The sequence below is a fragment of the Pseudoxanthomonas yeongjuensis genome (assembly GCF_010093345.1).
Lineage (GTDB): Bacteria > Pseudomonadota > Gammaproteobacteria > Xanthomonadales > Xanthomonadaceae > Pseudoxanthomonas_A > Pseudoxanthomonas_A yeongjuensis.
Genome location: NZ_PDWT01000003.1, coordinates 303,661 through 329,623, shown reverse-complemented (window position 1 = coordinate 329,623; position 25,963 = coordinate 303,661). Strand labels below are relative to the sequence as shown.

Here is a 25,963-nt window from a genome sequence, read left to right as displayed (position 1 = left end):
AAACACCAACCACTCGACTCCACGCGGCCAATATCCGCGACAGGTCGAATCACCAGAAACGGGAGGGGAGTACGGTGCAAATTCATATTTCAAGAACGGCGTTGTCGCGCGCATTGAGTCTGGCGCTTTTCAGTCTGGCGAGCGGTTCCGCCTTCGCCCAGTCCACGGAATCCGCACCGGCCGAGCCTGTCGCCACGCCTGCGGAACCCGCGGCGCAGGTGCAGGGCACGGAGCCCACCGTGACCGACCTCGACCGGGTGGTCTCCACCGGATTCCGCCAGAGCCTGCAATATTCGACCGACGCCAAGCGCGAGTCGACCGGCTTCACCGATTCGATCTTCGCCGAGGACATCGGCAAGTTCCCGGACACCAACATCGCCGAATCGCTGACCCGCATCCCGGGCATCCAGATCAGTCGCGACGTCAACGGCGAAGGCCTGAACATCGGCATCCGCGGCCTCGGCAACAGCTTCACCAAGACCACGATCAATGGCGCCGCCGCGGCCACCGCCTCGATCGGCCTGGACGCGACCAACCAGAACCGCGAAGTCGACCTGAACCTGTTCCCCACCGAATTCTTCAACAAGGTGACGGTATACAAGTCGCCGAAGGCCAGCCTGCCCGAAGGCGGCGCGGCGGGCGTGGTCGACATGCGCAACTCGCGTCCGTTCGACAATCCCGGCAAGCACCTCACCTATTCGCTGCAGGGCTCGTACAACGACATCAGCGACAAGATCAGCCCGCAGGGTTCGCTGATCGGCAGCTGGACCAACGAGGCCGGCACCTTCGGCGCGCTGGTCGGCGTGTCCTCGGTCAAGGGCAAGATCGGCGTCGAAGGCTACGAGACCATCGGCTGGACCAATCCGAACCTGACCAACGCGCAATGCGGCAATGGCGGTGATCCCGCCGGCTTTCCCGCCCTGGGCCAGCCCTGCAATGTCTACGGCGGCAATGGCTGGCGCATCCCCGACACGGTGCCGGACAACCCCTCGACGATCGGCGCCGGCCTGACCCCGGGCCAGCCGATCGACGCCGCGTGGTTGCTGGCCAACAATCCGGGCCTGACCGCCGCGCAGATCGGCGAAGCGCTGATCCCGCGCCTGGGCCGCCCGGTGAACATGTCCGGCGACCGCGACCGCGATGCGTTCGTGGGCTCGTTCGAGTTCCGTCCGAACGAGGACATGAACTTCTACCTGGACCTGCTGTACACGAAAGCGCACCGCACCAACGACCGCATCGACATGAACCTGATCGGCCGCAACGGCAGCATGATCCCGATGGACATGCAGCTGGACGAGAACGGCGTGGTCACCAGCGCCACCTTCACCAATGCGCGGTACTTCCTGGAGGCGCGCCCGTACGCCGAGGACGTGAAGTACTGGAGCGCCAATCCAGGCGCCACCTTCTGGTTCGGCGGAGACGACCAGGTCAAGCTGGACTTGCAGGCCAACGTCAGCCGCAGCTGGATGCGCCGCGAGTCGCCGACCATCCTGGTCAACTCTCCGTACACCACCATCCAGTACGCCAACGACGGCAGCCTGCCTTCGTGGACCACCGACCTGGACCTCAACGATCCGAACCTGGGCTGGACCTGGGCCGGCGGCCGCGTCAACGTGCAGAACGAGAAGCGCGTGACCGAGACCGGCGGCTTCCGCGCCGACCTGCAGTTCGGCGACGACAGGAACAACATCAGGATCGGCGCGGCCACGGACCGCAACTACCGCACCATCCAGGGTTTCGACAACAGCGCGGCGTGGGAGGATTACGTGTGCCGCGGCCTGAATGCCGACGGCAGCGTGCCGAACCCGCGTCCGGCCTGCGAAGGCGGCCCGCTGGCCGCGGTTCCGCAGGACCAGCTGGCCCAGTACCTGCTGCCGGGTCCCGACGGTTTCATCACCATCGACTTCGACCGCTTCATGGCCGACACCAACTACGCCGAGTTCCGCGATTCCGCGCCCGAATCGGGCGGCCCGAACACGGGCGGTTCGACCGGCGGCTTCGAGGAGAAGAGCAAGGCCGCCTACATCGAGATCAATGGCGAGTCCGAAATCCTCAACCGCACCCTGCGCTACAACGCCGGCGTGCGCTGGGTGGACACCAAGCACAACATCAATGGTCCGGTCACCATCGGCGGCGTGCGCCAGTGGCAGAGCCTGGACGGCGACTACAGCGAATGGTTGCCGTCGTTCAGCGCGGCCTGGGACGTGGCCGACAGTGTGGTCCTGCGCATGTCCGGTTCGCGCACGATGACCCGGCCTAACCCGAGCAGCATGTTGCCGAACACCACCTTCACCGACCAGGGTGCGACGAACGCCAACCAGGGCAACCCGGGCCTGACGCCGTACATCTCCACCAACTTCGACCTGGGCGGCGAGTGGTACACCGGCGATGAAGGCTTCGTCGGCCTGACCCTGTTCAACAAGCGAGTGGAGGGTTACACCTTCCAGGGCGTGACCACGATTCCGTTCCTGCAACTGGGCATTCCGTTCGAAGACCTCACCGAAACCCAGCAAGAGGCGCTGAACCAGCGCGGCGGCCCGAACGTGGCCACGATCAACGTGCAGCAGCAGGTCAATGCCGATGCGGCGCTGAACATCCGCGGCTGGGAAGCGATCTGGGTGCAGCCGCTGGACTTCGTGTTCAACGGCCTGGGCTTCATGGCCAACTACACCAAGATCAAGATCTCGACCGAGGGCCGCGACGCCACCGCGCTTTCCGGCAACGTGTACGGCGTTTCGCCGTCGCTGTGGAACGCCACCGCCTATTGGGAGAACGACCTTGCTTCGGTGCGCCTGTCCTACAGTTGGGCGGAAGGCGCGTTCGGCACCGGTCCGAACCAGCAGGGCATCGCCCCGGCGCAGATCTACGGCGAGGACCGCGGCCAGCTGGATCTGTCGGCGAGCTACACGTTGTCGAGCCTGCCGAGCAAGCCGCAGATCACGCTCAACGTGCTCAACCTCACCGGCGAGGAGCGTCGCTCCAACTTCTGGCACGACAACGCGGTCAACGACTACTACGATCCGGGCACCACGTACATGGTCGGTATCCGCGGCACGTTCTGATGCAGCATGTGCCGATGGACATGTCCTGATGGGACATGCGATGCGGTAAACCGGTGGGCGACCACCTGCGGCCCGCTCCGGTGCGAAAGCGCCGGGCGGGTCGCGCCATATCCAGGGCAGTGCGGCCGGGTGGCCGATAATGCCGGAAGCTTGATCCACAGGGAAAACCCGCGGCCATGAACAACGCAACCGAAACGCTCTCGGTCAAGGAAAAAGTCGGCTACAGCCTCGGCGACCTGTCGGCGAACCTGATCTTCCAGACCTTCATCACCTTCCTCGCCTTCTTCTATACCGACGTGTACCGGATCCCCGCCGGCACCGCGGCCACGATCATCTTCGCCGGCGGCCTGCTCGGCGCCTTCGTGTTCACCCCGGTCGTCGGCCTGATCGCCGACCGCACCAACACCCGCTGGGGCAAGTTCCGTCCGTGGATACTGTGGACCGCGGTCCCTTTCGGCGTGCTCTCGCTGCTGGCCTTCAGCACGCCGGACCTGGGCGAACACGGCAAGGTCGTGTACGCGCTGACCACCTACACCCTGCTGGTCATGGTGTACGCCGCCAACAACCTGCCGTATTCGGCGCTGAGCGGCGTGATCACCGGCAGCATGGCCGACCGCAACAGCCTGTCGTCGTACCGCTTCGTCGCGGTGATGGTCGCGCAGTTCGTCATCCAGGTGCTGTTGCTGCCGCTGGTGCTGATCCTCGGCGGCGGCGACAAGGTGCAGGGTTTCCACAACACCATGGCGTTGTTCGCGGTGGTCGGCACCGTGTTCTTCCTGATCACCTTCATCACCACGAAGGAGCGCATCGTCCCGGCGGCGGGGCAGAAGTCCAGCATCCGCCAGGACCTGGCCGACCTCACCCGCAACAGGCCGTGGCTGCTGATCCTGGCGCTGACCATCCTGGTGTTCATCAACCTCGCCCTGAAGGGCGGCATGTACGTCTACTACTTCAAGTACTACCTGGATGCGGGACAACTGGCGCAGTTCCTGGAAAACGTCGGTTTCGACCGCTTCATCGCCGGGCTCAACGCCGCGCTCACCGGCATCGGGCTGAGCGAATTCCAGTGGCCGAAGGACGCGCCGACCTCGGCGTTCAGCCTGTTCAATGCCGGCGGCATCATCTTCATGATCATCGGCATCGGTTTCTCCAAACGGCTCGCCGACCGCTTCGGCAAGCGCGATGTGTTCGGAGCCGCGCTGTTCGTCTCCACCCTGTGCCTGCTGGCGTTCTGGTTCTATTCGCCGTCGTCGATCGGCCTGGTGGTCGTGTCGTACATCCTGCACGGCTTCTTCTACGGCATCACCATCCCGCTGCTGTGGGCGATGGTCGCCGACGTGGCCGACTGGTCCGAGTGGAAGAACCACCGCCGCGCCACCGCGATCACTTTCTCGGCGGTCCTGTGCGGGTTGAAGATCGGACTGAGCGTCGGCGGCTCGCTGGTCGCCGGCATCCTGGCCTGGTACGGCTACAGCCCCGACCTGGCCGCGCAGTCGCCGCAAGCGGTGCACGGCATCAAGCTGGCGATCAGCGTGTACTGCTCGATTCCTTTCCTGGCCTGCGTGGCGCTGCTGTTCCTGTACGAAATCGACAAGAAGATGGAGTCGCGGATCGAACAGGAGCTCAATGCGCGCCGGGCACAAGCCAATGCGTGAACTGTCGACTACTTATCCCTGCGGAACAGATCGCCATGGCCGATGAATTCGATCCAATCTTGCTGAAGGCGCTGGCCGGAAAGGCGATCTCGCCACCGCTGGTCACGCACATCTACACCGCCGACCCTTCGGCGCACGTTTTCGATGGCCGCCTCTATATCTATCCCTCCCACGATATCGAGGCGGGCATCGCTTTCAACGATCTGGGCGATCACTTCGGCATGCAGGACTACCACGTGCTGCGCATGGATTCGCCCGAGGGCGAAGCGGTCGATTGCGGCGTCGCGTTGCATATCAGAGACGTGCCCTGGGCCGAACGGCAGATGTGGGCGCCGGATATCGCGTATCGCGACGGCCGCTATTACTTCTATTTCCCGGCCAAGCGCGCGGACGGCATCTTCCAGATCGGCGTGGCCGTCGGCGACGACCCGGCGGGTCCGTTCGTGCCCGAGCCGCAGCCGATCGACGGCAGCTATTCCATCGACCCCGCCGCGTTCACCGACGACGACGGCGAATGCTACCTGTACTTCGGCGGCCTCTGGGGCGGGCAGCTGCAGAAATACCGGGACAATGCCTACGATGCCTCGCACGAAGAGCCTGCCGATGGCCGGCAGGCGCTGGGTCCACGCGTGGCAAGGCTGGAGGCGGGCATGAAGCAGTTCGCCGAGGCACCGCGTGAAGTACTGATAGTGGATGAGGCGGGGCAGCCGCTACGCGCCGACGATCATGCACGGCGATACTTCGAGGGCCCATGGATGCACAAGCATCTGGGCAAGTACTACCTCTCGTATTCGACCGGCAACACGCACCTGCTGTGCTACGCGGTGGGCGACAACCCGTATGGTCCGTTCGTCTACCAGGGAGTGATCCTGCAGCCGGTGGTTGGCTGGACGACCCATCACTCCATCTGCGAGTTCGAGGGCCGTTGGTACCTGTTCTACCACGACTCGATTCTCTCGGGCGGCGTGACCCACCTGCGATCGGTCAAGGTCACGGAACTGCATTACGACGGGCAGGGCAGGATCCGGACCATCGACCCTTATGGCGGCTGATCCGCACGGATCGCCTGCAGCGGATGCGATGGCGCCGTTCGCGCCGGGGCCGCTGATCGGCATCGCCCACGGAAGCCTGCGCGTGACGATCGCGCCGCAGGCGGGTGGACGCATCGCGCAGATCAACTACGACGGGATCGATCATCTGGTCGGCTATCAGGAAGACAACACGGCGATGATCGCCTGGGGAAGTTATCCGATGCTGCCGTGGGCGGGTCGCATCCGCCATGGCCGGTTCGGCTTCCAGGACCGGGAATATCAGCTTCCCTTGAACATGGGTGCGCATGCCATCCATGGTGTCGGCTTCGCAATGCCGTGGAAGGTGGAGGCGCACGAAAGCCACGCCGTCGAACTTTCGCTGGCGTTGCCCGAAGACGAACGCTGGCCGTTCGGCGGTACCGCGCATCAGCGCATCGAGGCAGGGGAGGGCTGGTTGAAGATGGATCTGTCGGTACGCGCCGGACAACATCCGATGCCTGCCGTCATCGGTTGGCATCCCTGGTTCCGCAAGCCCGAGCAGTTCCACTTCTCACCCAGCAGCATCTATCCACGGGACCATGAAGGAATAGCGACCCTGCCGCTGGCGGATCCGCCGCCGGGCCCCTGGGACGACTGCTTCATCAACCATGAGCCGGTCACGCTGCGGCGCGCAGGCCAGCAGCTGCGCCTGAGCTCGAATTGCACGCACTGGGTGGTTTACGACGCGACATCCTTCGCCACCTGCGTGGAACCGCAAAGCGGTCCTGGCGATGCATTCAACTTGGAGCCGACGCTGGTCCTGCCAGGGGAAATGCTGCGGAGACGATTCCTGATCGAATGGGGCGAGACCTGACCTGGCTGATCAGCCTGAAGAATGGATCGTGGGGAGATTCGGTCGATCAGGAAGTAGACCTGACCTCCGTTCTTCACGTTCCATGGGTCTGGTGAGCGAGATCGGATGATCCGCTCGAGCAGGAATAACTGCTTCCGAACCGGGGCGGGTGTTGCTAGAAGTCAACCTGACCCCGTTCCTGTAACTGCGGATCGCAGGGAGTTCCTCGTCGTCGATTCCGGAATGCAACCACATTCCGTATGCGATGGTCCGCTCTTCCCCGGTAGCGCCCAGTGCCTGGTACGCAGGGTGCGGTGTAATCAGTGGATCACGGGCCTTGCCAAGGTGTGTGTGTACGCTGGACCAGCGGTATTCTTCCGGCAATGCGGCCATGGCGGCCCGCACCGGGTTCAGTTCGATGTAGCGGCATACCGTCAGCGCATATCGATCGGAATCGACCAGGCAGGACTTGAAGCGACCCTGCCACAGCGTGCCGGAGCGACCATGCCGGTAGTTGAAGCACTGGACGTAGCTCTGGCCGACGGCTCGCATCGCCACGGCCAGCACCTCTGGCCTGGGTGGCGTCAGGAGCAAGTGGACATGATTGTCCATCAGAACGGAGGCATGGACGGCGATGGCATTTCCAGTACAGGCTTCGTGCAGCAGCTTGCGGTAGTGATGACGGTCGTCGTCATCGATGAGAATGGCGGCGCGGTTGACGCCGCGCTGGGTGATGTGGAGCGGAACGTTTGGCAGAACCAGGCGTGCGCGGCGCGGCATGGCGGAAGGCGGAGGGTGGCGGGCATCCAATGTCTCGACCGGCGGCGCGGCGGAAAATCAGGGAAGTGATGCGCGGAACGTAGGAAATGCCTGTTTAATTACCTCCGTCCCCTTTAAGTCTTTAAGCCGAGGCAAGTCCGTGGATGCTGAAGGAAAAGCGCTGTCGTCGCTGCATGGACTGGTGCTGGCTGGTGGCGACAGCCTGCGCATGGGCGAAGACAAGGCGCTGCTCGATGCCGGCGGGGAACCGCAATTGCAGGCGACGCTGCGGCTATTGCAGAAGCATGCGCGGCCTTGCTTCGTATCGCTGCGTGCCGGACAGCGCAGCGAACCTTTGCGCTCGGGAATGCGCCAGATCATCGACGGCCTGGAGGGAGTCGGACCGGCGGCGGGGCTGCTCGCCGCGCGCGCCGCGTACCCACAGGCGGCATGGCTGGTGGTGGCCTGCGACCTGCCGCTGTTGAACGACGCGGCATTGGAGGCATTGATCCGCGCACGCGACGGGCGCCATGCCGCCATCGGCTATCGTAGTGGCCATGACGACCTGCCCGAACCGCTTTGCACGCTCTGGGAACCGGCCGCGCTGGGTCGCCTGGAGCAGCAGGTGCGCGCGGGGCGGAACGGCTTGCGCGACACCTTGCTGCAGGTCGACATGCTGTTGTTGCCCACGCCACCCGATGCGGTGCTGGACAACGCCAACACGCCGCAGGAGCGTGAACGGCTCATGCGTCGGATGGAACCTGCATCGGGAAAACGATGAAATATCGAGGCGCGGTACCGGAATGCGCTACGGCCTGGCATCGGCAGGCATGCCTCGAACCGACGTCTCGATGCAATCCACTTTCCGTTTGAGAACCGGGGATCGTTCGTGATTGCGTATGCGGAGGCGCTGCGGCGGGTGCTGGATCGATCCCGCCTGCTGGAAATGGAATCGTGTTCTCCCGCCGATGCGCGGGAACGCGTGCTTGCCATGCCGATACAGGCGGCATGCGCGCTTCCGCTTTTCGACAATGCGGCCATGGACGGCTACGCGCTGGCCAGTGCCGGCGGGACGCTGCGCGCCGGCGGCGAATTCCGCGTCGCCGGGGTGATCGTTGCGGGTGGACCGATACCTGCCGGGACCAGTGGCGCGGCCTGGGAAATCACCACCGGCGCGTGCTTGCCCGATGGCTTCGATTGCGTGGCGGCGCTTGAAAATACAGAACGGCTGGATGATGGGCGCATGCGACTGTTGGCGGACGTGAGTCCCGGCCAGAACGTGCGTCGCCGCGGCAGCGACCTCATGCCGGGCGAACCAATCGCACTCCCCGGCCAGCGCGTCGAGCCGGCGTTGTGCATGGCCCTGGCGGCACTGGGCGTGGAGCGCGTCGAGGTCCGCCGCAGACCGCGCGTGGCCATCCTGAGCACGGGCAGCGAACTGGTGGCCGATCCGTCGCTGCCGCTGGAGCCGGGAAAGATCCGCGCGGCCAATGCCCCTTATCTCGAGGCATCGCTTCGCGCCTTCGGTGCCGAGGTGGTGACGAGCCTGACCCTGGACGACGATCCGGCGATCTTCGCCGCGGAGCTGCAGCGGGTCGCCGTGCAGGCCGATCTGGTGCTGAGCACCGGCGCGGTTTCCATGGGACGCCACGATTTCGTGCCGGCCAGCCTGGAATCGATCGGCGCCCGCCTGCTGTTCCACAAGGTGGGTATCCGTCCGGGCAAACCGTTGCTCGCCGCGATGCTGGCGGACGGTCCGCTGATGATCGGACTGCCGGGCAATCCATTGGCGACCGCGGCAGGATTCCGTTTTTTCGTGGTGCCAGCGTTGCGGGCGATGCTGGGCATGGCGCAGGAATCGCCGCTGCACGCGCGGCTTTCCGTGGCAAGCGACCGGCGAGCCGGATTGCGGCATTTCCTCAAGGCGCGGGTCGACCACGACACGCATGGCCTGCTGCGGGCAACCCTGCTCGACGGGCAGGAATCGTTCCGCATGGCTCCCTTGCTGAAAGCCAATGCCTGGGCAGTGTTGCCTAACGATGTCGACGAAACGCCGGACGAGGCGATGATCGATGTGTTGCCGCTGGATCCGGGCGGCAAGTGGGATTTCGGTTGAAGCTTCAACCCGCCGTCGGATCTTCCGGCTGGATCAATCGCCGCGGATGGCTGTAGATCACGTGGCGGCCAGGCCGGACGAAACCGGCCAGTGTCAGGCCGCAGTCCTGGGCCAGGTGCACCGCCAAGGCAGTGGGCGCCGAAATCGCGGCGAGGAGCGGCATGCCGGCGATAGCCGCCTTGGTGACCATTTCGTAGCTGGCGCGGCTGGTGACCAGAGCGAAACCCCGGTCGGGTTCGACGCCGGCGCGCAGCATCGCGCCGATCAGCTTGTCGAGCGCGTTGTGGCGACCGACATCCTCGCGAACCAGCACCAGTGCGCCATCGGGGCGCGCCCACGCGGCGGCGTGGGTCGCGCCGGTGGCGGCGTTGAGCGGTTGCCTGTGTTCGAGCGCTTGCAGCGCCGCCTCCAGGGCAGCTGCACTGATCGTCGTTCCTTCGGCGACTGCTGCGGGATGCTTGACCACTTCTTCCAGCAGGCGGCTGCCGCAGATGCCGCAACCGCTGCGCCCGGGAAGATTGCGTCCACCCTCGTCCGCGCCGGTCGGCGCCGGGTGACGGGTGGTTATGTCCAGGAAGATTCCCTCGAGCACCGGCCGTATCCCGATCGCGACGATGTCGCGCGGATGCGCGCGGCCCTCGGTCAATGAAAATCCGTAGGCGAAATCCTCCAGGTCGTGCGGCGTCGCCATCATCACCGCGAACGCGACGCCGTCGTAATGCACCGCGACGGGAATTTCCTCGGCCAGCAGGTCGTCGGCCGGCTGCACCGACGCGCCGCGCACCTGGGTGACGGGTCGGCGCAGGTAACCGGCGCCTTCCGCGGTCGGATCAGACGGCACGGTTTCCGCTTTCGCTGGAAGCGCTGATCAGCACCGGAATCGACTTGTACGCCGGAGTGCCGGATTTCGGATCGTGGCTGTCCAGCGGCACCAGGCAATTGCCTTCCGGGTAGTACATGGCGGCCGATCCGCGCGGGATGTCGTAGGCCACGGCGGTGAAGCCGCGAACGGTACGCGTGGCGATGCCGTCTTGCGCCGTCGCCACGCGCGATTCGATATCGATGCGGTCGCCATGCGCGAGTCCGCGCGCCTCCAGGTCCTGCCGGTTCATGAACACCACGTCGCGACGCCCGGAAATCCCACGATAGCGATCGTTCAATCCGTAGATGGTGGTGTTGTACTGGTCGTGCGCGCGCAGCGTCGTCATCGTCAGCAGACCGGGCTGGCCGTTGGGTTGGTCTCCTGCCGCGTCCTCGTCGAGTCCCGGCGCGACCAGGAAATTCGCCTTCCTGCCCGGTCCGCCCCAGTCGCGTACCGAGGCGCCCACCGGCAGGCGGAAGCCGCCCGGCTCGCGCACCCTGCGATTGAAATCCTCGAAGATAGGGAACACCGATTCGATGCCATCGCGGATCAGGTCGTAGTCGTCGACCAGGGCCTGCCACGGGACCTTGCTGTGGGGCAGGGTGGCCTGGGCGATGCCCGCGACGATCGCCGGTTCGGACAGCAGGTGTTCCGACGCCGGCTTCAATCCGCCCTCGGAGGCGTGGACCATGGACATGGAATCCTCCACGGTCACCGACTGCAATCCGCTGGCTTGCCGGTCCAGCTCGGTGCGTCCCAGGCAGGGCAGCAGGAACGCCTGCCTGGCGGCGATCAGGTGCGAGCGGTTGAGCTTGGTCGCGATGTGCACGACCAGGTCCAGCTTGCGCATCGCCGGGAAAGTGACCTGCGGGTCGGAGATCGCCACCGCCAGGTTGCCGCCCAGGCAGACCAGCGCTTTCGAGCGGCCATCGCGTATCGCGCGTATCGCTTCGACCGCATCGTGGCCGTGGCTGAGCGGGAATTCGAAGCCGTAGGTGCGCTTGATCGCCTCCTGCAGCTCCACGGTCGGTTTCTCGGTGATGCCGACGGTGCGGTCGCCCTGTACGTTGGAGTGCCCGCGGATCGGCGCGATGCCCGCGCCTTGCCGGCCGATGTTGCCGCGCAATAGCATCAGGTTGGCCATCTGCTGCACGTTGTGCGTGCCGAAGCGGTGCTGGGTCATGCCCATGCCGTAGCAGAGGATCACGCGCTCGGCGTGGGCATAGACCGAAGCTGCATCTGCGATGTCCGCGCGCGACAGTCCGGAGATGCGTTCTATATCGTCCCAGCGCGTGCCTTCGATATCGGCGCGCAAGTCTTCGATGCCATGGGTGTGTTCGGCGATGAACGCGCGATCGAGCAGGCCCGGTCCACCTGCCGCCAGGTCGACCGCATCGGCTTCGAACAGCCACTTCATCATGCCCTTGAGCAGGGCCACGTCGCCGCCGATCTTCACCTGGTAATAGGTCTGGGCGAGGGGGGTGGAGCTGTTGGTCAGCATCTCCGCCGGATGCTGCGGGGAGGTGAAGCGCTCCAGGCCGCGCTCGCGCAACGGATTGACGGCGATGATCGGCGCGCCGCGCTTCGCTATCCCGCGCAGGGTCGTGAGCATGCGCGGATGGTTGGTGCCGGGGTTGTGGCCGAAGCTGAAGAGCGCGTCGCAGTGGTCGAAGTCCTCCAGCGTCACCGTGCCCTTGCCCACGCCGATCGATTCGGGCAGGCCGACGCTGGTCGCTTCGTGGCACATGTTGGAGCAGTCGGGGAAATTGTTGGTGCCGAATTCGCGCACCATCAACTGGTACAGGAACGCCGCTTCGTTGGACGTGCGGCCGGAAGTGTAGAACTCGGCCATGTCCGGATCCGGCAGTTCGCGCAGCGCCGCGCCGATGCGGGCGAAGGCTGCTTCCCAGGCGATCGGCTGGTAGGTGTCGGTGGCCGGGTCGTAGGCCATCGGATGGGTCAGCCGCCCTTCGTCCTCCAGCGCGTGGTCGCTCCATTCCCACAACGCGGAAAGGGAATGCGCGGCGAAGAATTCCGGTGTCGCGCGCTTGCCGGTGGCTTCCCATGAAACGGCCTTGGCGCCGTTCTCGCAGAATTCGAAGGAAGAAGTGTGTTTCGGATCGGGCCAGGCGCAGCCCGGGCAATCGAAACCGGTGGGCTGGTTGACCCTGCGCAGCGCCGCGGTCTCGCGGCCGATCGCCATCTGGCCCTTGAGCGCCCTGGCGACCGCGCCCATCGCGCCCCATCCGCCCGCCGCGCCATCGTAGTCGTCTACGCCTGGAACTTTGCGATCAGTCATGGTGGGGGTTCCGTCGTTCGGATGAGCCAGTCTCGTCGCGCAATAGTGCCACGTCGTCCAACAGAGGGGCCATCAACAAAGGGGCCAGAGTAAATATCCGTTTGAATTCGGGATTTCACCATGCTTCCACGCGGGAAAGTCCGATAGTCCCGGCCCGGCGCGACAGGGATGCTGGCTGCAGTCTTTCCGCTGCAGAGGGTTCCCGCCATGCCGCGCCGTCCACGCCTCGAGTTACCTGGGGTGCCGCTTCACATCACGCATCGGGGCGTCAATCGCGCCGCCACGTTCCTGGATGCCGAGGATTTCACCCACTACCGCCATTGTCTCGGCGACGCCCTGGCGGAACAGGGCGTCGCACTGCACGCCTACGTGCTGATGACCAACCATGTCCATCTGTTGCTCACCCCACCGGCACCCGGTCGCGTGTCCGCAGCCATGCGAAGATTGGGGCAGCGTTACGTCCCGGCATTCAACCGCAAGCATGGGCGTACCGGCACGCTTTGGGAGGGGCGCTTCAAATCCTGTCTGGTGGACTCGGAACACTACCTGCTCACGGTCCATCGCTACATCGAGCTCAACCCGGTGCGTGCCGCCATGGTCGCTGCTCCGGAGCACTATCGCTGGTCCAGCGTGCATGCCAGCCTGATGACCCTCGCCGATCCGATCATCACCCCGCACGAGGTCTACCTGGCGTGGTCCGGAACGCATCCCGCGCAGCGGGCGGAAAGCTATCGGGAATGGCTGCGGCAGGGCATCAACGATGACGAACTCCACGCTATCCGCGCGCATCTCCAACAGGAGCGCGCCCTGGGCAACCCCAGGTTCCAGGCCATGGCGGAAAAGACCCTCAATCGTCCGGTAACGGTACGATCGCGAGGAAGGCCGCGGAAGCCAGGGGAGCCCGCTGACGCTTAGGATTCAAACGTATATTTACTCTGGCCCCTTTTGTTGTTGGAGCCATCGCGACCGAGGCCGACATTGTCCAGGTAGCCCGGATCGTCGCGATACTGGGCCACGGCGCGGATCGCGAACACATCCTGCTTGATCGGGATATTGACCATCGCCTTGGCGCCGAAGCCGGTGTCGGCGTTGCGGGTCTGGCTGACCGTGGCTTCCACCGCCGCGTCGAAGCCCGACGCATCGGCGGTATTGGCCACGTAGTTGATCGCACCGCCCATCGATGCCGAACCGAACAGCGTGCCCTGCGGGCCACGCAGCACTTCCACCCGGTTGAGGTCGAAGGTGTCGATGTCGGGCACCACGATGGTCCAGCCCGGCTCGGTCAGCGGTACTTCGTTGAGGAAATAGCCGGTGGTGGTCTGGCCCTGCACGTTGCCGGAGTTGCTGGCGATGCCGCGCACGACGACATGGGAAACGCCCGGCTGGTACTGGTTGAAGACCACGCCCGGGGTGCTCTGGATGTAGTCGGCCAGGCTTTGCGCGCCGATGTCCTGCAATTGCTGGCCGGTGACGGCCGAGACCGAGCCGGCGACTTCGCGCACCGACTGCTCGCGCTTGCCGGCGGTGACGGTAATCCGGTCCAGGGTGGTCGCGTCGGGTGCCGTGGTTTCTGCGGGAGCGGCTTCCTGCGCCCAGGCCGGGGCGCCGCCGATGAGGCTGCACAGACAAGCCAGGCGGATGGCGTGGAAAAGGGTGTGGCGGGCTTGCGCTTTCATGGTCGATCCCCTCGATGGCGTCGTGGCGTAAGGCTGCGAAGCAGGACTGCTCCCGGACGGCGCGCCGGTGACCTACCGTCGCGGGCGGCATCAGGGAGCCTGCTGGCTAGCAGTAATAGGTGACCGCAGGCGCTGCGTCCAGCAGAAACAACGGAGCTGGATATTTTGATAAGATGCTGAAAATAAAGAAGTTACTTGTCTATATTCCGCATGGCCGACGGATCCAGACATCAATAACTGCAGAATCTTCTGGATAGTGCTTCGTATTTCCTACAACCTGCGGCCCGATCCGTGGTCTCTTCAACGAGTCCTGACCCCTGCGAGTCCGAACATGTCCCAGAAGAGTCCCGACCGCCTGGATCTGAAGATCCTCGATGTCCTGCAGCAGGACGCGCGCATCACCAACCAGGCGCTGGCCGACCTGGTGGCGCTGTCGCCCAGTGCCTGCCTGGCGCGGGTGCGCGCACTGGAAGCGCGTGGGCTGATTCGCAGCTACCGCGCGCACGTGGCCGTGGACCGCATCCGCTCGGCCACCATCGTGTTGGCGCAGGTGACCTTCAAGCAGCATGCGCTGGACGAGTTCACCGAGTTCGACCACCGCATCCTGGCCATGCCCGAAGTGGTCGAGGCCAGCCGCATCAGCGGCTCCTACGATTACCTGTTGCGGGTGATCGTGCACGACGTGCACGAATGGAAGGACATCGCGCGCCTGTTGCTGGGCGGCGAGTACGGGGTGGAGAAGATCGTCTCGCACTTCCTGATGGATGAAGTGAAACCATTCTCCGGTTATCCGCTGACGTCGCGGCCGCAGCGCGGTTGACTGCACGCGAATCATTGCCGTCGCTCCGGAGACGCTCGCCAGCTTCGACTCGCGGCATGGATCCGGCCGACCGCATTTGTCGATGGGTTGCCGGCGCCCCGATCGGAGGCTGCTCTGCGGAAACCTCGATGCATCCGGGGTCGTCGGGATTCCGTTCGCGGCTCCCGCCGCTCCCGCGAGACGCGATGCCACGCCTCTGTAGGAGCGGCGCAAGCCGCGAAGGCGATCCTGCGAGCCTCGATGCATCAGGCGCTGTCAGGCTCTATTCGCGGCTCACGCCGCTCCCTAAGGATCGCGCTTGTACATGATCAGCAGCTGCAGGTCTTCGTCGCCGGCCTGGCGGATCGAATGGGTGCTGCCCGGCTGGAGCACCGCCAGTTCGCGCTCGTCAATCACCGACGAGGGATGCGCCTGTACAGTGTGGATGGCCAGCGTGGTGGGAGCGGCCAGTCCGCGCACCGCCTGTGCATACAAGTACAAGCCGTGCGTGTCCAGAAACTGGATCTTGTCGAACTCGCGCGGCGCCACCGGCCTGGCCAGGATCGGGGGGTGGCACCGCATTCGCGCGCCAGCGCGACATAACGCATCAACCATTGCGGGAAATCGTGCAACGGTTCGTTGTAGCGCTTCGGGTCTTCGATTTTCCAGTCGTTGCGACTTAACTGGAGAAACGGTTTCAAAGACACTTATGTCGTAGTCGAAGTGCCATTCTGCTGATGATAGCTTGGTGATTCTTTGCGTGGTCAGAAAGGAACTCTGACACCGTTCTTCCTGGGCATTAGCATGAGACTCTAGCGCAGCAATGCGGTCGAATGGATTCGATGATTGGAACGAGGATTCTCTCCAAGAGAGTCTTTTTCGGCGCTCACTTGTGGCCGTCAGCGGCGATTGCAAAGCGATTGGATGTTCTAGATGTCGTTCGACTGCATCAGGCCGGACTTGAGACTAAGCGCGACTGCCTTGCTTCTCGAACCTACCCCCAGTTTGCCGAGAATGTTCTTGACGTGGAACTTGACGGTGTCTTCGGACACGCCGATCTCCAGACCGATCTGCTGGTTGCTGTGACCACGCACGATCCAGTGCAGCACTTCCAGTTCCCGGGCCGTAAGCTCGGGCTGCGTCGCTGCTTCCTCGGCCTTTAGGCCTACAGCGGGCGATAGGTACCTTCCGCCATGGTGGACTGTGCGAATGGCGCCCATCAGTTCTTCGGAAGGCGCGTTCTTGAACAGGTAGGCCTGAGCGCCGGCCTGCAGCGCTTTCTCTATCTCGCTGCCGCCCGCGTTGGCGGTCAGCACCAGGAATCGCGCGCGCGGCGATTTGGCGCGAAGCAGCGAGATGAGTTCGATGCCTCCCAGGTCCGGCAGCGACAGATCCACCAGCGTCACATCCGGTACACGCGATTCGAACAGTCCGATCGCCTCGGCCGCGTTAGCCGCCGCTCCGACCAGTTCGAAGTCTTCTTGGTAGCCGACGATGGCGCCGATACCCGCGCGTACGACAGGATGGTCGTCCACTATCAGGACCCGGATTTTTTGCTGCTCGCTCATCCCTCTATCCTTTCAGTGCCGTTTCCACGTAAATAGCGCCACAACCGCTCCATCAAATTGGGCCGGGGGACACGTAGCGAAACCCGGGAGCCCTGGCCGATTTCGCTGCTTACTTCAAGCCGTGCACCCAGACGATCAGCGCGTCGGCGGATGTTGTTCATTCCATAGCCCCGTGCGGGCTGCGGCGTATTGGAGCCTTGGGAGAAACCGCTGCCGTCGTCGGAAACGACCAGATGCAACGCATCGGTCGCGTAAGTCACGTCGATGGAGATCGTTCGCGCGTTACCGTGCTGGATGGCATTGGATATCGCTTCCTGAGTGATCAGAACCACATGGTGTCGAGCCTCCGAACGCAATGTCCAAAGCGTCCCGGAGGTACGGATATCCAGTTTATCGACGCGGCCGGCGGTGAGTTGATGGGCCATGGCCGAGATCGATTCCATCAGGCTTTTGTAGGCCAGGTTCGGCGGACTCAGGTTCCATACCGAATACCGCGCATCGTCCAGACTGGTCTTGGCGAGGTCCCGGGCCGAGGTCAGATGCGTCGAAGTCATGTGGGGCGCGCGCGTCATGCTGATCAAGGCGGCCTCGGTCTGGAAAACGATGCCGCTCAAGCCCTGGGCCAGGCTGTCGTGGATCTCGCCTGCTATGCGCTGGCGCTCTTCCAGGATTCCCGCTTTCGCATAAAGCCAGTTGACGCGCATCCGGTAGGTCAGCCATGCAAGAACGAATACGAGCAGGCCGCTCAACAACCGGAACCACCAGGTCTGATAGAACCGGGGACTGATGTAGAAGTGAAGAATGTCTTCCTGTTCGTTCCAGCTTCCATCCGCTCCGCTCGCACCGACATGGAAGGTGTAATGGCCGGGCGAAAGATTGGTGTACTGCGCCATGCGTTCCATGTTGCCCGTGATCCATTGTGCGTCCAGGCCATCGAGTTTGTAACGGAACCGGGTTCGCTCAGGAGCGGAAAGATTCGGTGCGGTGAAATGGATCTCGAGTCGACCCGTTCCCGGCAGCAGCTTCACCGCCACGCCCAGGGTGACTGGGATTTCGTCGGCGAGCACCTGCTCTATGCGGGCCTGTGGTTTCAGCGTGCCCAAGGAAAGGCGAGTGGGATCGATCACCGATACGCCGCGGATCGTGGGGAACCAGAGTCTGCCGTCGCGCCCCTTCCATCCGGCCGGTTGCGAACCGGCAGTGGTCTCGCTGCTTTTCATGCCGTCCGCTTTGCCGAACACAAGCGGATTCAGTTGCCGTTTCTTGCCGGCGGAAACCGCCTCCAGATCCGAACGGAGGATGCGCAGAACGCCTTTGTTGGAACCGATCCAGAGGTTACCCGTGGCGTCCTCCATGATGTTGTTGATGGTATCGTCAATCAGCCCCTGATGGGTAGTGAATCGTTCGAGCAAGCCATTCTTGCGTCGAAACAGGCCATGACCGTTCGTGCCTATCCACAGGGTCTTCCCGGCGTCGTAATACAGCGACAGAATGAGCACGTCGCTGAGGTCGCTCTTGGTGGCGTCGCTGCTGATGCGATCGTCTTGGATGGTGTCCAGGCCATAGCGGGTGCCGGCCCAGATGGTGCCGCGCGGGCCTCCGATCAGAGCGAACACGAAGTCGTCCAGCAATCCATCAGCCTTGGCGTAAGAGCGGACTTTTCCGGCGGCATAACGCACGATCCCTCCGCCCCTGGTGGAGAGCCAGAGCCGGCGATGATCGTCTTCGTATATTCCGGTGATCTGGTAATGAGGCATGCCTTGTGGTCCGGCGACGGTTTCCGTTACGCGCTCGTCCCTGATCCGGACCAGTCCGTCTCCGGTTCCCACCCAAAGGTTCTGCGCGCGGTCTTCGAGTAGCGAGATCATCTCGTTCGAAGGCAATCCGTCGACGATGGTGAAGGTACGCACTTTGTGATCACGTATGCGGCTGAGCCCGGCGCCCGTGGCTACCCACACATCGCCCTTGGAATCCTGGAGAACCGACTGGACTGGGTCGGCGGCCAGTCCTTCCTCCGTGGCGTATGTGGTGAATGCGCCATCTTGGAAACGGTCCAGTCCTCCACCCATGGTGCCTACCCACAGGTTTCCGGTGCGGTCCTCATAAAGTGTGTTCACCTGATCGCTGCTGAGTCCTTGCTTGGCGGTGAAACGGTCGACCTGCTGTCCCTTGACCCGCAACAGGCCTTCGCCCGCGCTGGCGAACCAGAGGTTTCGGTCGCGATCCATGAGGGTGTCGCTGACGGTGCCGAAGGGGAACCCGTCGATGTTCCAGGGCTGGATGCCTTCGCGCGAACGTCGCGTGATGCGGGTGTCGCGCGTGCGAGCCCACAGGTTGTCGTCGAGATCGAGGAACAGGTCGGACACGTCTTTGCCAGCCGCATCGCCCTGACTTGGATAAGGCAAGATTCTGCCTTGCGCCATGCGGTTCAGACCACCGGAAGTCGCGATCCAGACCGAACCGTCCGCGGCGGTCGCCAGGCGCCGGATGAGATCGGTCCAGAGCCCATCGGAGGCGGTGTATATCCGCACCACGCTCCCGTCGCGGACATGCACCAGGCCGCCATGGCCGCCCACCCACACGCTGCCATCGGGGGTTGCCGCAACGCTTATGCCGGCCCTCGGACCAACGCTGTCCAGATGGGAAAAGACATCGTTGCGGAAAGACGTGACGCCACCGTTGGCAGTGGCGATCCATAGCGTGCCATGGCTGTCCTCGGCCAGATCCGAAACGAAATCATCATGCAGTGCGGGAGTGTTGGTGTGGTCGAATACGGTGAATCGCACGCCATCGAAACGGGCAAGGCCGCCTTGTGTGCCTACCCACAAGTATCCATCCGAGGTCTCGAGGATCTTGGTCACCGCGCTTTGCGGCAAACCATCCTCCATTCTCCACACAGTGTGCACATACTGGGTAAGCGCTTTTTCCGGATCCAGCGCGAGCGCCGCCGGCAAGGGCGCCACAATGCACAGCAGGCCGAACGTGAGCTGGGCCATCCAAGTTGTTCGCCGGCACATCAATGGCCTTGCGCCATGCGCAATGAAATCTCATCCACATGGTACGCCGGGACTGCGATGCAATGTGGGATTGGATTCGCATCGAATGCGACAGGCGCCGCGAATGCATCCGCATATTTCTTTCCTCGCGTAATTTCCGTCTGGTCGCCAGAAGCGTCATATCGTTGCAGGATTTCCCTGTTCACTTTCACGTACCGGCGAGATGCCGCTGCAAAGCCACCACTTCGGGTAGGTCTTCTACTATCCGTGCGAGGGTGTTCTGTGCATATGTAAGCGGTGCATGATCGGACCGCGACGCATCCAGGACAAAGAGCGACGTGCGATATGGCCTGTCAGTCGCATGTATTAACGCAAGGAAGCGAACTACGGCCGTCCTGGTGCGGCAGATCTTTCGCGCATGGCCATTGCCATCCACTCCTACCAACGAAATCCGGCGCGAACCTGCCGGCCTGGACTTGTCGCAGCGCTTAGAAACATCCGAAGCACCTGAGTACACGTGGCCAGGCCTGATGGCGCTAGCCGACACCCGCCATCATCGGTTGTACAACCAAGGATCCGTCAATGAGAGGCAACACCAACGGCCGGCTGCGCAAAGCGCGCGGAGCACGAATTTACAAGCTGGCGCCAACTACCCGCGCCGTCCGTGCCGTGCTCGCAGGCTCGGCCACCTTTTGGGCACTGGCGCTGGCCGGCAATGGCGTCGCCTATGCGGGCACATGCCTTTCGACGGACGCCACTACAGTTTCCTGCAACGGAGATATCACCGAGACGCTCCCGGGTACCCTGTTCGTACCGCCCATCGACATGACACTGGTGTTGGGCGATGCGGCGCCGACGAGCGTGACCACGGCGATGGGCGAGATCGGCGTGGATGCGACATGGAGCGGCAGCATCGGCATCGTGAGCAACGCCGACATCACTACCGACGGTGGCGATGGCGTGCATGTCTATGGATCGACTCCTGGTGCGGGCGCTACATTCGAGAACCTCGGCAGCGTCGACACTAGCGTTACCCTGGATGGCGCCAATGCGGTCGACATCGATGCATATGGCGATGTGACCATCGCCAATGCGAGCGACCTGGCGGCCAACGGCGCTGGCAGTTACGACGTTACAACGGTCGCCGCCTATTCGGTCGAGGGAGTTACCACCATCGACAACCTGGCCACGGGCACTATCGCCGCTAACGCCAGCGACGGGAATGCACTGGCGGTCAGTGCGTTCGGCTTTTACGGATCCGTAGTCAATAACGATGGTGCGATTGTCGGCACGTCAGTGAACGGCACCGCCACCGGGGTATTCGTGGAAGCTTTCGCCGACGCGCTGGGCGGCGGCATCGCCGACGCCAGCAACACCGGCAGCATCGATGTCTCATCGACCAATTCGCAGGCCATCGGCATATCGGCTTATGCCGGCAGCACTTCGGCGGCGATAGACAATGCCGGCACGATCACCGCCACCGGTTATGGCCTAGCGGTAGGCATAAGTACCTACGCCACCGGCACCACGGCCATCGACAGCTCCGGCACGATTGCGGTCACGGCCATTGCCGGCGACGCCTTCGGCATATCGGCCGCGTCGGATTGGGACAGCATAAGTATCGTCAATTCGGGTGATATTTCCGCCGACGGAAGCAACGCGGCGGCGGCTATCCTCTCTGCTGGCTATCGAGGCGATATCGACAATTCCGGCGCCGTTACCGCCAGCGCCGCTAACGGCACGGCGAGTGGCATCCTGGCGCAGGACTATTACTCCAGCAACATAAGCAGCGACGGCGGCATACACGCGACGTCGCTGTTTGGAGACGCAGTGGGCGTGGATGCGTCCACCGCGCTGTTGGTGGCGGTGGACAACACCGGGGCGATTTCGGTGGACGGAGCCAACAATGCGACCGGCATCATCGCCGCGTCGCTTTTCGGCACCCATGTGGGCAACTCCGGCACAATCACCGCCAGCGCCGAGTACGGCAACGCGGCCGGCGTGATTGCCGAGGTGCTGGGTGGCCCCTATGCCTACGAGAACGCCGTCGTGGACAACTCGGGCAGCATTTCTGCAACGAGCAATATCGGCGACGCCAGCGGTATCCAACTGACGGCAGACCTGCCGTTCGCCGTGGTCTACAACTCAGGGTCGGTGTCGGCGGCATCGAGCCAGGGCGCGGCCACGGGCATCGGCGTCCAGACCGATGCCAGCATCTCCAGCTCCTACGTCCTCAGCAGCGGCAGTGTCGATGCGGCCGCCGGCGGAGACCACGGTTTTGCCCAGGGCATCAGTGCGTATGCCAACGATGGCGATTCATTCGTCGTGACCTCCGGTACCGTCTCGGCAACAGCCGGACTTTCCGGAACCGCGTACGGAGTGATGGCGCTATCGCAGAACGGTTCGACTACGGTCGACAACTCCGGCGATATCGACGTCGCGACCACGCCGATGGGCGTAGTGCAATTCACTACCGATCTTGACTATGCAACTGGGATCTACGCGGGCAGCGAAGATCTGTCGACAGTCACCAACTCGGGCAGCATCACCGTCGACGGCGGCTGGCAGGCCCTGGGCATCGAGGTGCGTGCGGACGACGGCCTGGTGTCAGTGAGCAATGGCGAGGCTGGTACGATCAACGTGACCGGCAGCCGAACCGCTACCGGTATCAGCACTTTTGTTGACTCCTTCGGTCGCGACCCTTACACCAATGCCGCGCTGATCGACAACGCCGGCAGTATCTCGGTGACCACCACCGGCGAAATCACCGATCCCGCTGGCTATGCTTTCCTGGGAAATGCGATAGGCATCGACGCTTTTCTCTTCCACGGCGAAGACGTCACGATCACCAACTCGGGCAGCATCTCCATCGATGCCGCAGGTGTCGGTAAGGGAATACACGCCGACACAGTCGGCGAGGTGTTGGTGACCAATTCCGGCAGCATCGCCATCACCGGCTCCGGCTCGAATTCTTCCTACGGTATCGAGGGGGTTTCCGTTACAGGTGACATCTCCCTCGTCAATAGCAGCGGTATCACCATATTGTCGAGCGCCTTGTCTGCCGCCGATGTCGCCACCGGCCTCGACGCGTCGGCACTTTCTCTATATGCGGCGGGCGACGCCAGCGTCGTCAACACCGGCGATATCATCATCGACGGTGCGTTTACCGCGTTTGGCGTTCATGCGGATGCCGGCTTGCTGGGGACGGGCAACGTCACCGTAAGCAATGTCGGCGATATCACCCTGGCAGCCGTGGGTAATGCATGGGGTGTCGACACCATGCTGTGGAAATACGATGGCGACACGATTGTCGACAATACCGGCAATATTACGGTCACCGGTACCGATGCGCGGGGCATGCGCGTGGGGCAGGCCAGCAGCGTTGGCGACATCCATATCACCAATTCCGGCGACATCGATGCCACCGCCATCAGTCCGGCGAATCCTTATGGTTATGCGTATGGGGCCATCGGCGTTTTCGCCCGGAGGTATGCGTTCGGGGATGGCGGTGTCGTAACGGTCGACAACACGGGCTCGATCAGCGCCATCGCCGACATCGGCGACAGCAACCCCGGCTTCCGCGGCGCCCATGCCCATGGCGTCAAGGTGTTCACATACGGCAACGACATCGACGTGAGCAACGCCGGTTCGATCCTGGCCGAGTTGGCGGCAACAGGTCCAACGGCCGGTTCTGCCCTGGGCGTTTTCGTGAAGAACGGGTACGGCACTTCGTTCGGCGATATCGGCATCAGCAACACCGGCTCCATCGAAACGTCGGTCACCTCGAACGACGCGGTGTCCCCCTTTACATTCCTTTACTACTCGGGTGCCTACACGGCAGGCGTCCACGCACGCGCCACTTATGGCGATGTGGACGTGATCAATGCAGGTTCCATCAATGCAAGCGCGTTATCCGATTACAACGCCGATGCCGGCGTCACCCGCGCCAGCGGCATCTCCGTGCTGAGCAAGGTTGGAACCGGTACCGAGCGCGACTTCGACCTAGGCGACCTCACGGTGGCCAATGCCGCCACCGGTTCGATCCGCGCCCATTCGCAGGCCGACATCGGCGAGAGCGTCATCATTGCTACCGGCATTTCCGCCTTGGTTTCGGTCGGTACTTACGGTTCCCTGCTGGCCAGCGCCGGTCACGGCATCACCATCGACAATACAGGCCTGGTCTCGGCGATCGCCGTCACCGGCGAAGGCGCAACGGGTACGGCAACTGCCACCGGTATCTCCGCGGCCAACGGTTCGACGCAAGGGTTCGCTGATGTAAGCAACACCGGTCGACTCAACGCCGAAGCCACCACGACCGGCACGGCTACCGCCATTGGTCTGTTTGCCTCGGCCGCCGAGATCACCATCGATCTAGGCCCAGACAGTGTGATCACCGCGACAGCCACAGGTGCGGACGGCACTGCGACCGGCCTGTCGCTCAGCGGCGGGTCCATCACTGCCAGCAATGCCGGTATCCTGCAGGCCGAGTTCATCGGTGCGGACGGCAGCACTTACGGCGCGCACATTGCCTCGACCACGGGCGCCGCGGACTTCAGCAACAGCGGCACGATCAACGCCACCGATGCCGACCTGGCGGTGGGCGTACAGCTCGACAGCCTGACTTCCACCACCCTGATCAACAGCGGCACGATCAATGCGTTCTCCGCAGCGGGAAGAGGTATCGCCGTGCGCACCGGCGACTCGACCGACCTCATCCAGAACACCGGCACCTTGAACGGCGCGCTGGTCACCAATGGCGGCAACGACACTCTGGATAACGGCCTGGGCGGCGTGTGGCATGCGATCGGTTCGTCGGATTTCGGATCCGGCACCGATACGATCACCAATGCGGGCACAATCTTCCTGGACAACGCCGCCATCACCCTGGGCGATTCGGCGACCTTCGACAACGCCTTTACCAGCAATGGCCTGATCCGGGTGTCGGGCGACAACACGATCGACCTGGGCGCGCAGAATACCCTGGCGTTCTCCAACAGCGGCATCCTAGACTTCCGCGACGGCGCGGCCGACGACATCCTGACGATCAATGGAGACTTCGGCGGCAGCGGTGCGATCAACCTGGATGTCAGCGGGCTGAACACCAGCAGCGACCTGCTCTACGTCAACGGCAATATCGCTGCAGGCAGCACCAGCACGATCAACGTGTCCCTGATGGCCTTGCCGACCACGCAGACGGCCAGCATGCCGCTGGTCTATGTATCGGGTGACTCCACGGCCACTTCCTTCCAGTTGGGGGAAGTGCGCTACGACCCGGACCAGAACTTCCTGACCCTGACCTACAACGTCGATCTGGAAGCGGCCATCGACACGACCAACGCAACCCTCGACGTGTTCTCCCTGGGGATGAAGGTATCGGGCCTGAGCGACTCGGGCACTCTGGCCGCCACCATCGCCCCGGGCGCGCAGAGCCTGCTGAGCAGCCAGGTCGGTACCTGGCGCCAGCGCATGGGCGTGATCGACAAGTTCCGCCAGGGTGGCGTGGCTCTCTGGGCGCGTCTGTTCCAGGACAGCGGCGTGGTCAGTCCGCAGCACACGGCGAGCAATTTCGGCCAGGACGGCAACTTTGCCTTCGACCAGCGTAACTCCGGCACCGAAGTGGGCGCCGATTTTGCGATCTCCGATGCGCTCAGTGTCGGCCTGTTGGCCGGCAAGTCCGATGCCCGCCAGCGCCTGCAGGGCACCGGCCTGGGCACGAGCACGATCGAGGGCGATACCTACGGCGCCTACGCCACCTGGATCTCACCCATCGGTTTCTACGTGGATGCCTCGTACCGGCACATGAGTTTGGACGCCAAGCTCAAGACCTCGGCAGGCGAGATCCGCACCAGCGGCAATGCCAATGCGTTGAGCCTGGAAGGCGGATACGCCTGGACGCTGGACAACGGCCTGAAGATCGAGCCGCAGGTGCAGTACACCCGCATCACGGTCGACGACATCGACGCGCTGTCGGGTCAACTGGCCAGCTTCCAGTCCGAAGGCGGCGATTCCTCGCGCGGCCGGATCGGCGTGATGTTCCGCAAGGGCTTCGGCAGCGGCAGTGCGGTATGGACGCCGTATGCGTCGGTCAACGCGGTGCGCGAGTTCGACGGCAAGAACGGGTTCTCCATCAACGAGGATTTTTCCGGGGAGACTCATGCCGAGGGTACCAACGCGCTGGTCGAGGCGGGCCTGAACGTCGACATCGGCCGCCTGTCGGTGTTCGGCAGCGCGAACTGGCAGGACGGCGGCGCGCTGGAAAGCATCGTCACCGGACAGGTGGGCGTGCGCTTCGCCTGGTAAGACTGCAG

16 protein-coding genes are annotated in these 25,963 nt (G+C 63.6%); 9 read left to right on the top strand and 7 right to left on the bottom strand.

The window, feature by feature from the left end; translation table 11 throughout:
• Positions 1 to 74: 74 nt before the first annotated feature.
• The 4 genes from CSC74_RS11150 (at position 75) to CSC74_RS11135 (ending at position 6,601) form a co-directional block, all read left to right on the top strand.
• Entirely contained in the window at positions 75 to 3,062 is a 2,988-nt protein-coding gene (locus CSC74_RS11150; RefSeq protein WP_162314534.1) for a TonB-dependent receptor, read from the top strand.
• A gap of 176 nt (positions 3,063 to 3,238) precedes the next feature.
• Positions 3,239 to 4,717 carry an MFS transporter gene (locus CSC74_RS11145; RefSeq protein WP_162314533.1) on the top strand — a complete coding sequence of 493 codons (1,479 nt, stop codon included), beginning with the start codon at positions 3,239 to 3,241 and terminating at the stop codon, positions 4,715 to 4,717.
• A 35-nt stretch (positions 4,718 to 4,752) separates the two neighbouring features.
• Complete coding sequence (locus CSC74_RS11140) at positions 4,753 to 5,769, top strand: glycoside hydrolase family 43 protein (protein WP_162314532.1); 1,017 nt, start codon at positions 4,753 to 4,755, stop codon at positions 5,767 to 5,769.
• Positions 5,770 to 5,797: 28 nt separating this feature from the next.
• Entirely contained in the window at positions 5,798 to 6,601 is an 804-nt protein-coding gene (locus CSC74_RS11135; RefSeq protein ID WP_246193169.1) for an aldose 1-epimerase, read from the top strand.
• A gap of 9 nt (positions 6,602 to 6,610) precedes the next feature.
• Here the strand turns inward: CSC74_RS11135 and CSC74_RS11130 are convergent, their stop codons facing one another.
• Positions 6,611 to 7,360, bottom strand: a complete 750-nt coding sequence (locus CSC74_RS11130; RefSeq protein ID WP_162314530.1) for a transposase — start codon at positions 7,358 to 7,360, stop codon at positions 6,611 to 6,613.
• Positions 7,361 to 7,499: 139 nt separating this feature from the next.
• Here CSC74_RS11130 and CSC74_RS11125 point away from each other — a divergent pair, with 139 nt between their 5' ends.
• Positions 7,500 to 8,120 (top strand): NTP transferase domain-containing protein, encoded by a 621-nt coding sequence (locus CSC74_RS11125; RefSeq protein ID WP_246193166.1) that lies wholly within the window; start codon positions 7,500 to 7,502, stop codon positions 8,118 to 8,120.
• A gap of 108 nt (positions 8,121 to 8,228) precedes the next feature.
• Positions 8,229 to 9,455, top strand: coding sequence for a molybdopterin molybdotransferase MoeA (locus CSC74_RS11120; protein ID WP_162314529.1), 1,227 nt, complete (start codon positions 8,229 to 8,231; stop codon positions 9,453 to 9,455).
• Between the two features lie 4 nt (positions 9,456 to 9,459).
• Here the strand turns inward: CSC74_RS11120 and fdhD are convergent, their stop codons facing one another.
• On the bottom strand, positions 9,460 to 10,296 hold the full coding sequence (fdhD, locus tag CSC74_RS11115; protein WP_162314528.1) for a formate dehydrogenase accessory sulfurtransferase FdhD: 837 nt from the start codon (positions 10,294 to 10,296) through the stop codon (positions 9,460 to 9,462).
• Positions 10,286 to 12,616, bottom strand: a complete 2,331-nt coding sequence (locus CSC74_RS11110) for an FdhF/YdeP family oxidoreductase (protein WP_162314527.1) — start codon at positions 12,614 to 12,616, stop codon at positions 10,286 to 10,288. The genes fdhD and CSC74_RS11110 overlap by 11 nt, the downstream gene beginning before the upstream one ends.
• Positions 12,617 to 12,823: 207 nt before the next feature.
• On the opposite strand from CSC74_RS11110, the gene CSC74_RS11105 reads away from it, so the two are divergent.
• Positions 12,824 to 13,531 (top strand): transposase, encoded by a 708-nt coding sequence (locus tag CSC74_RS11105; protein ID WP_162314526.1) that lies wholly within the window; start codon positions 12,824 to 12,826, stop codon positions 13,529 to 13,531.
• Here CSC74_RS11105 and CSC74_RS11100 read toward each other — a convergent pair.
• A complete protein-coding gene (locus CSC74_RS11100; protein WP_162314525.1) occupies positions 13,528 to 14,292 on the bottom strand; it encodes a TonB-dependent receptor plug domain-containing protein in 765 nt (254 codons plus the stop codon). The two genes, CSC74_RS11105 and CSC74_RS11100, sit on opposite strands and share 4 nt — an antisense overlap.
• Positions 14,293 to 14,623: 331 nt before the next feature.
• Between CSC74_RS11100 and CSC74_RS11095 the strand changes: the two genes are divergently transcribed.
• Complete coding sequence (locus tag CSC74_RS11095; RefSeq protein ID WP_162314524.1) at positions 14,624 to 15,112, top strand: Lrp/AsnC family transcriptional regulator; 489 nt, start codon at positions 14,624 to 14,626, stop codon at positions 15,110 to 15,112.
• 285 nt (positions 15,113 to 15,397) lie between these two features.
• Here the strand turns inward: CSC74_RS11095 and CSC74_RS17740 are convergent, their stop codons facing one another.
• The 3 genes from CSC74_RS17740 to CSC74_RS11080 form a co-directional block, all read right to left on the bottom strand.
• Positions 15,398 to 15,673: a cupin domain-containing protein gene (locus CSC74_RS17740; RefSeq protein WP_162314523.1), complete on the bottom strand. Its 276-nt coding sequence runs from the start codon at positions 15,671 to 15,673 to the stop codon at positions 15,398 to 15,400.
• 347 nt (positions 15,674 to 16,020) lie between these two features.
• The gene (locus CSC74_RS11085; protein WP_162314522.1) at positions 16,021 to 16,659 is read right to left on the bottom strand and encodes a response regulator; all 639 of its coding nucleotides are present in this window, start codon (positions 16,657 to 16,659) and stop codon (positions 16,021 to 16,023) included.
• Positions 16,656 to 19,655 (bottom strand): sensor histidine kinase, encoded by a 3,000-nt coding sequence (locus CSC74_RS11080; protein ID WP_162314521.1) that lies wholly within the window; start codon positions 19,653 to 19,655, stop codon positions 16,656 to 16,658. Before CSC74_RS11080 ends, CSC74_RS11085 begins: the two co-directional genes overlap by 4 nt.
• 582 nt (positions 19,656 to 20,237) lie before the next feature.
• On the opposite strand from CSC74_RS11080, the gene CSC74_RS11075 reads away from it, so the two are divergent.
• A complete protein-coding gene (locus CSC74_RS11075) occupies positions 20,238 to 25,955 on the top strand; it encodes an autotransporter outer membrane beta-barrel domain-containing protein (RefSeq protein WP_162314520.1) in 5,718 nt (1,905 codons plus the stop codon).
• Positions 25,956 to 25,963: the final 8 nt, after the last annotated feature.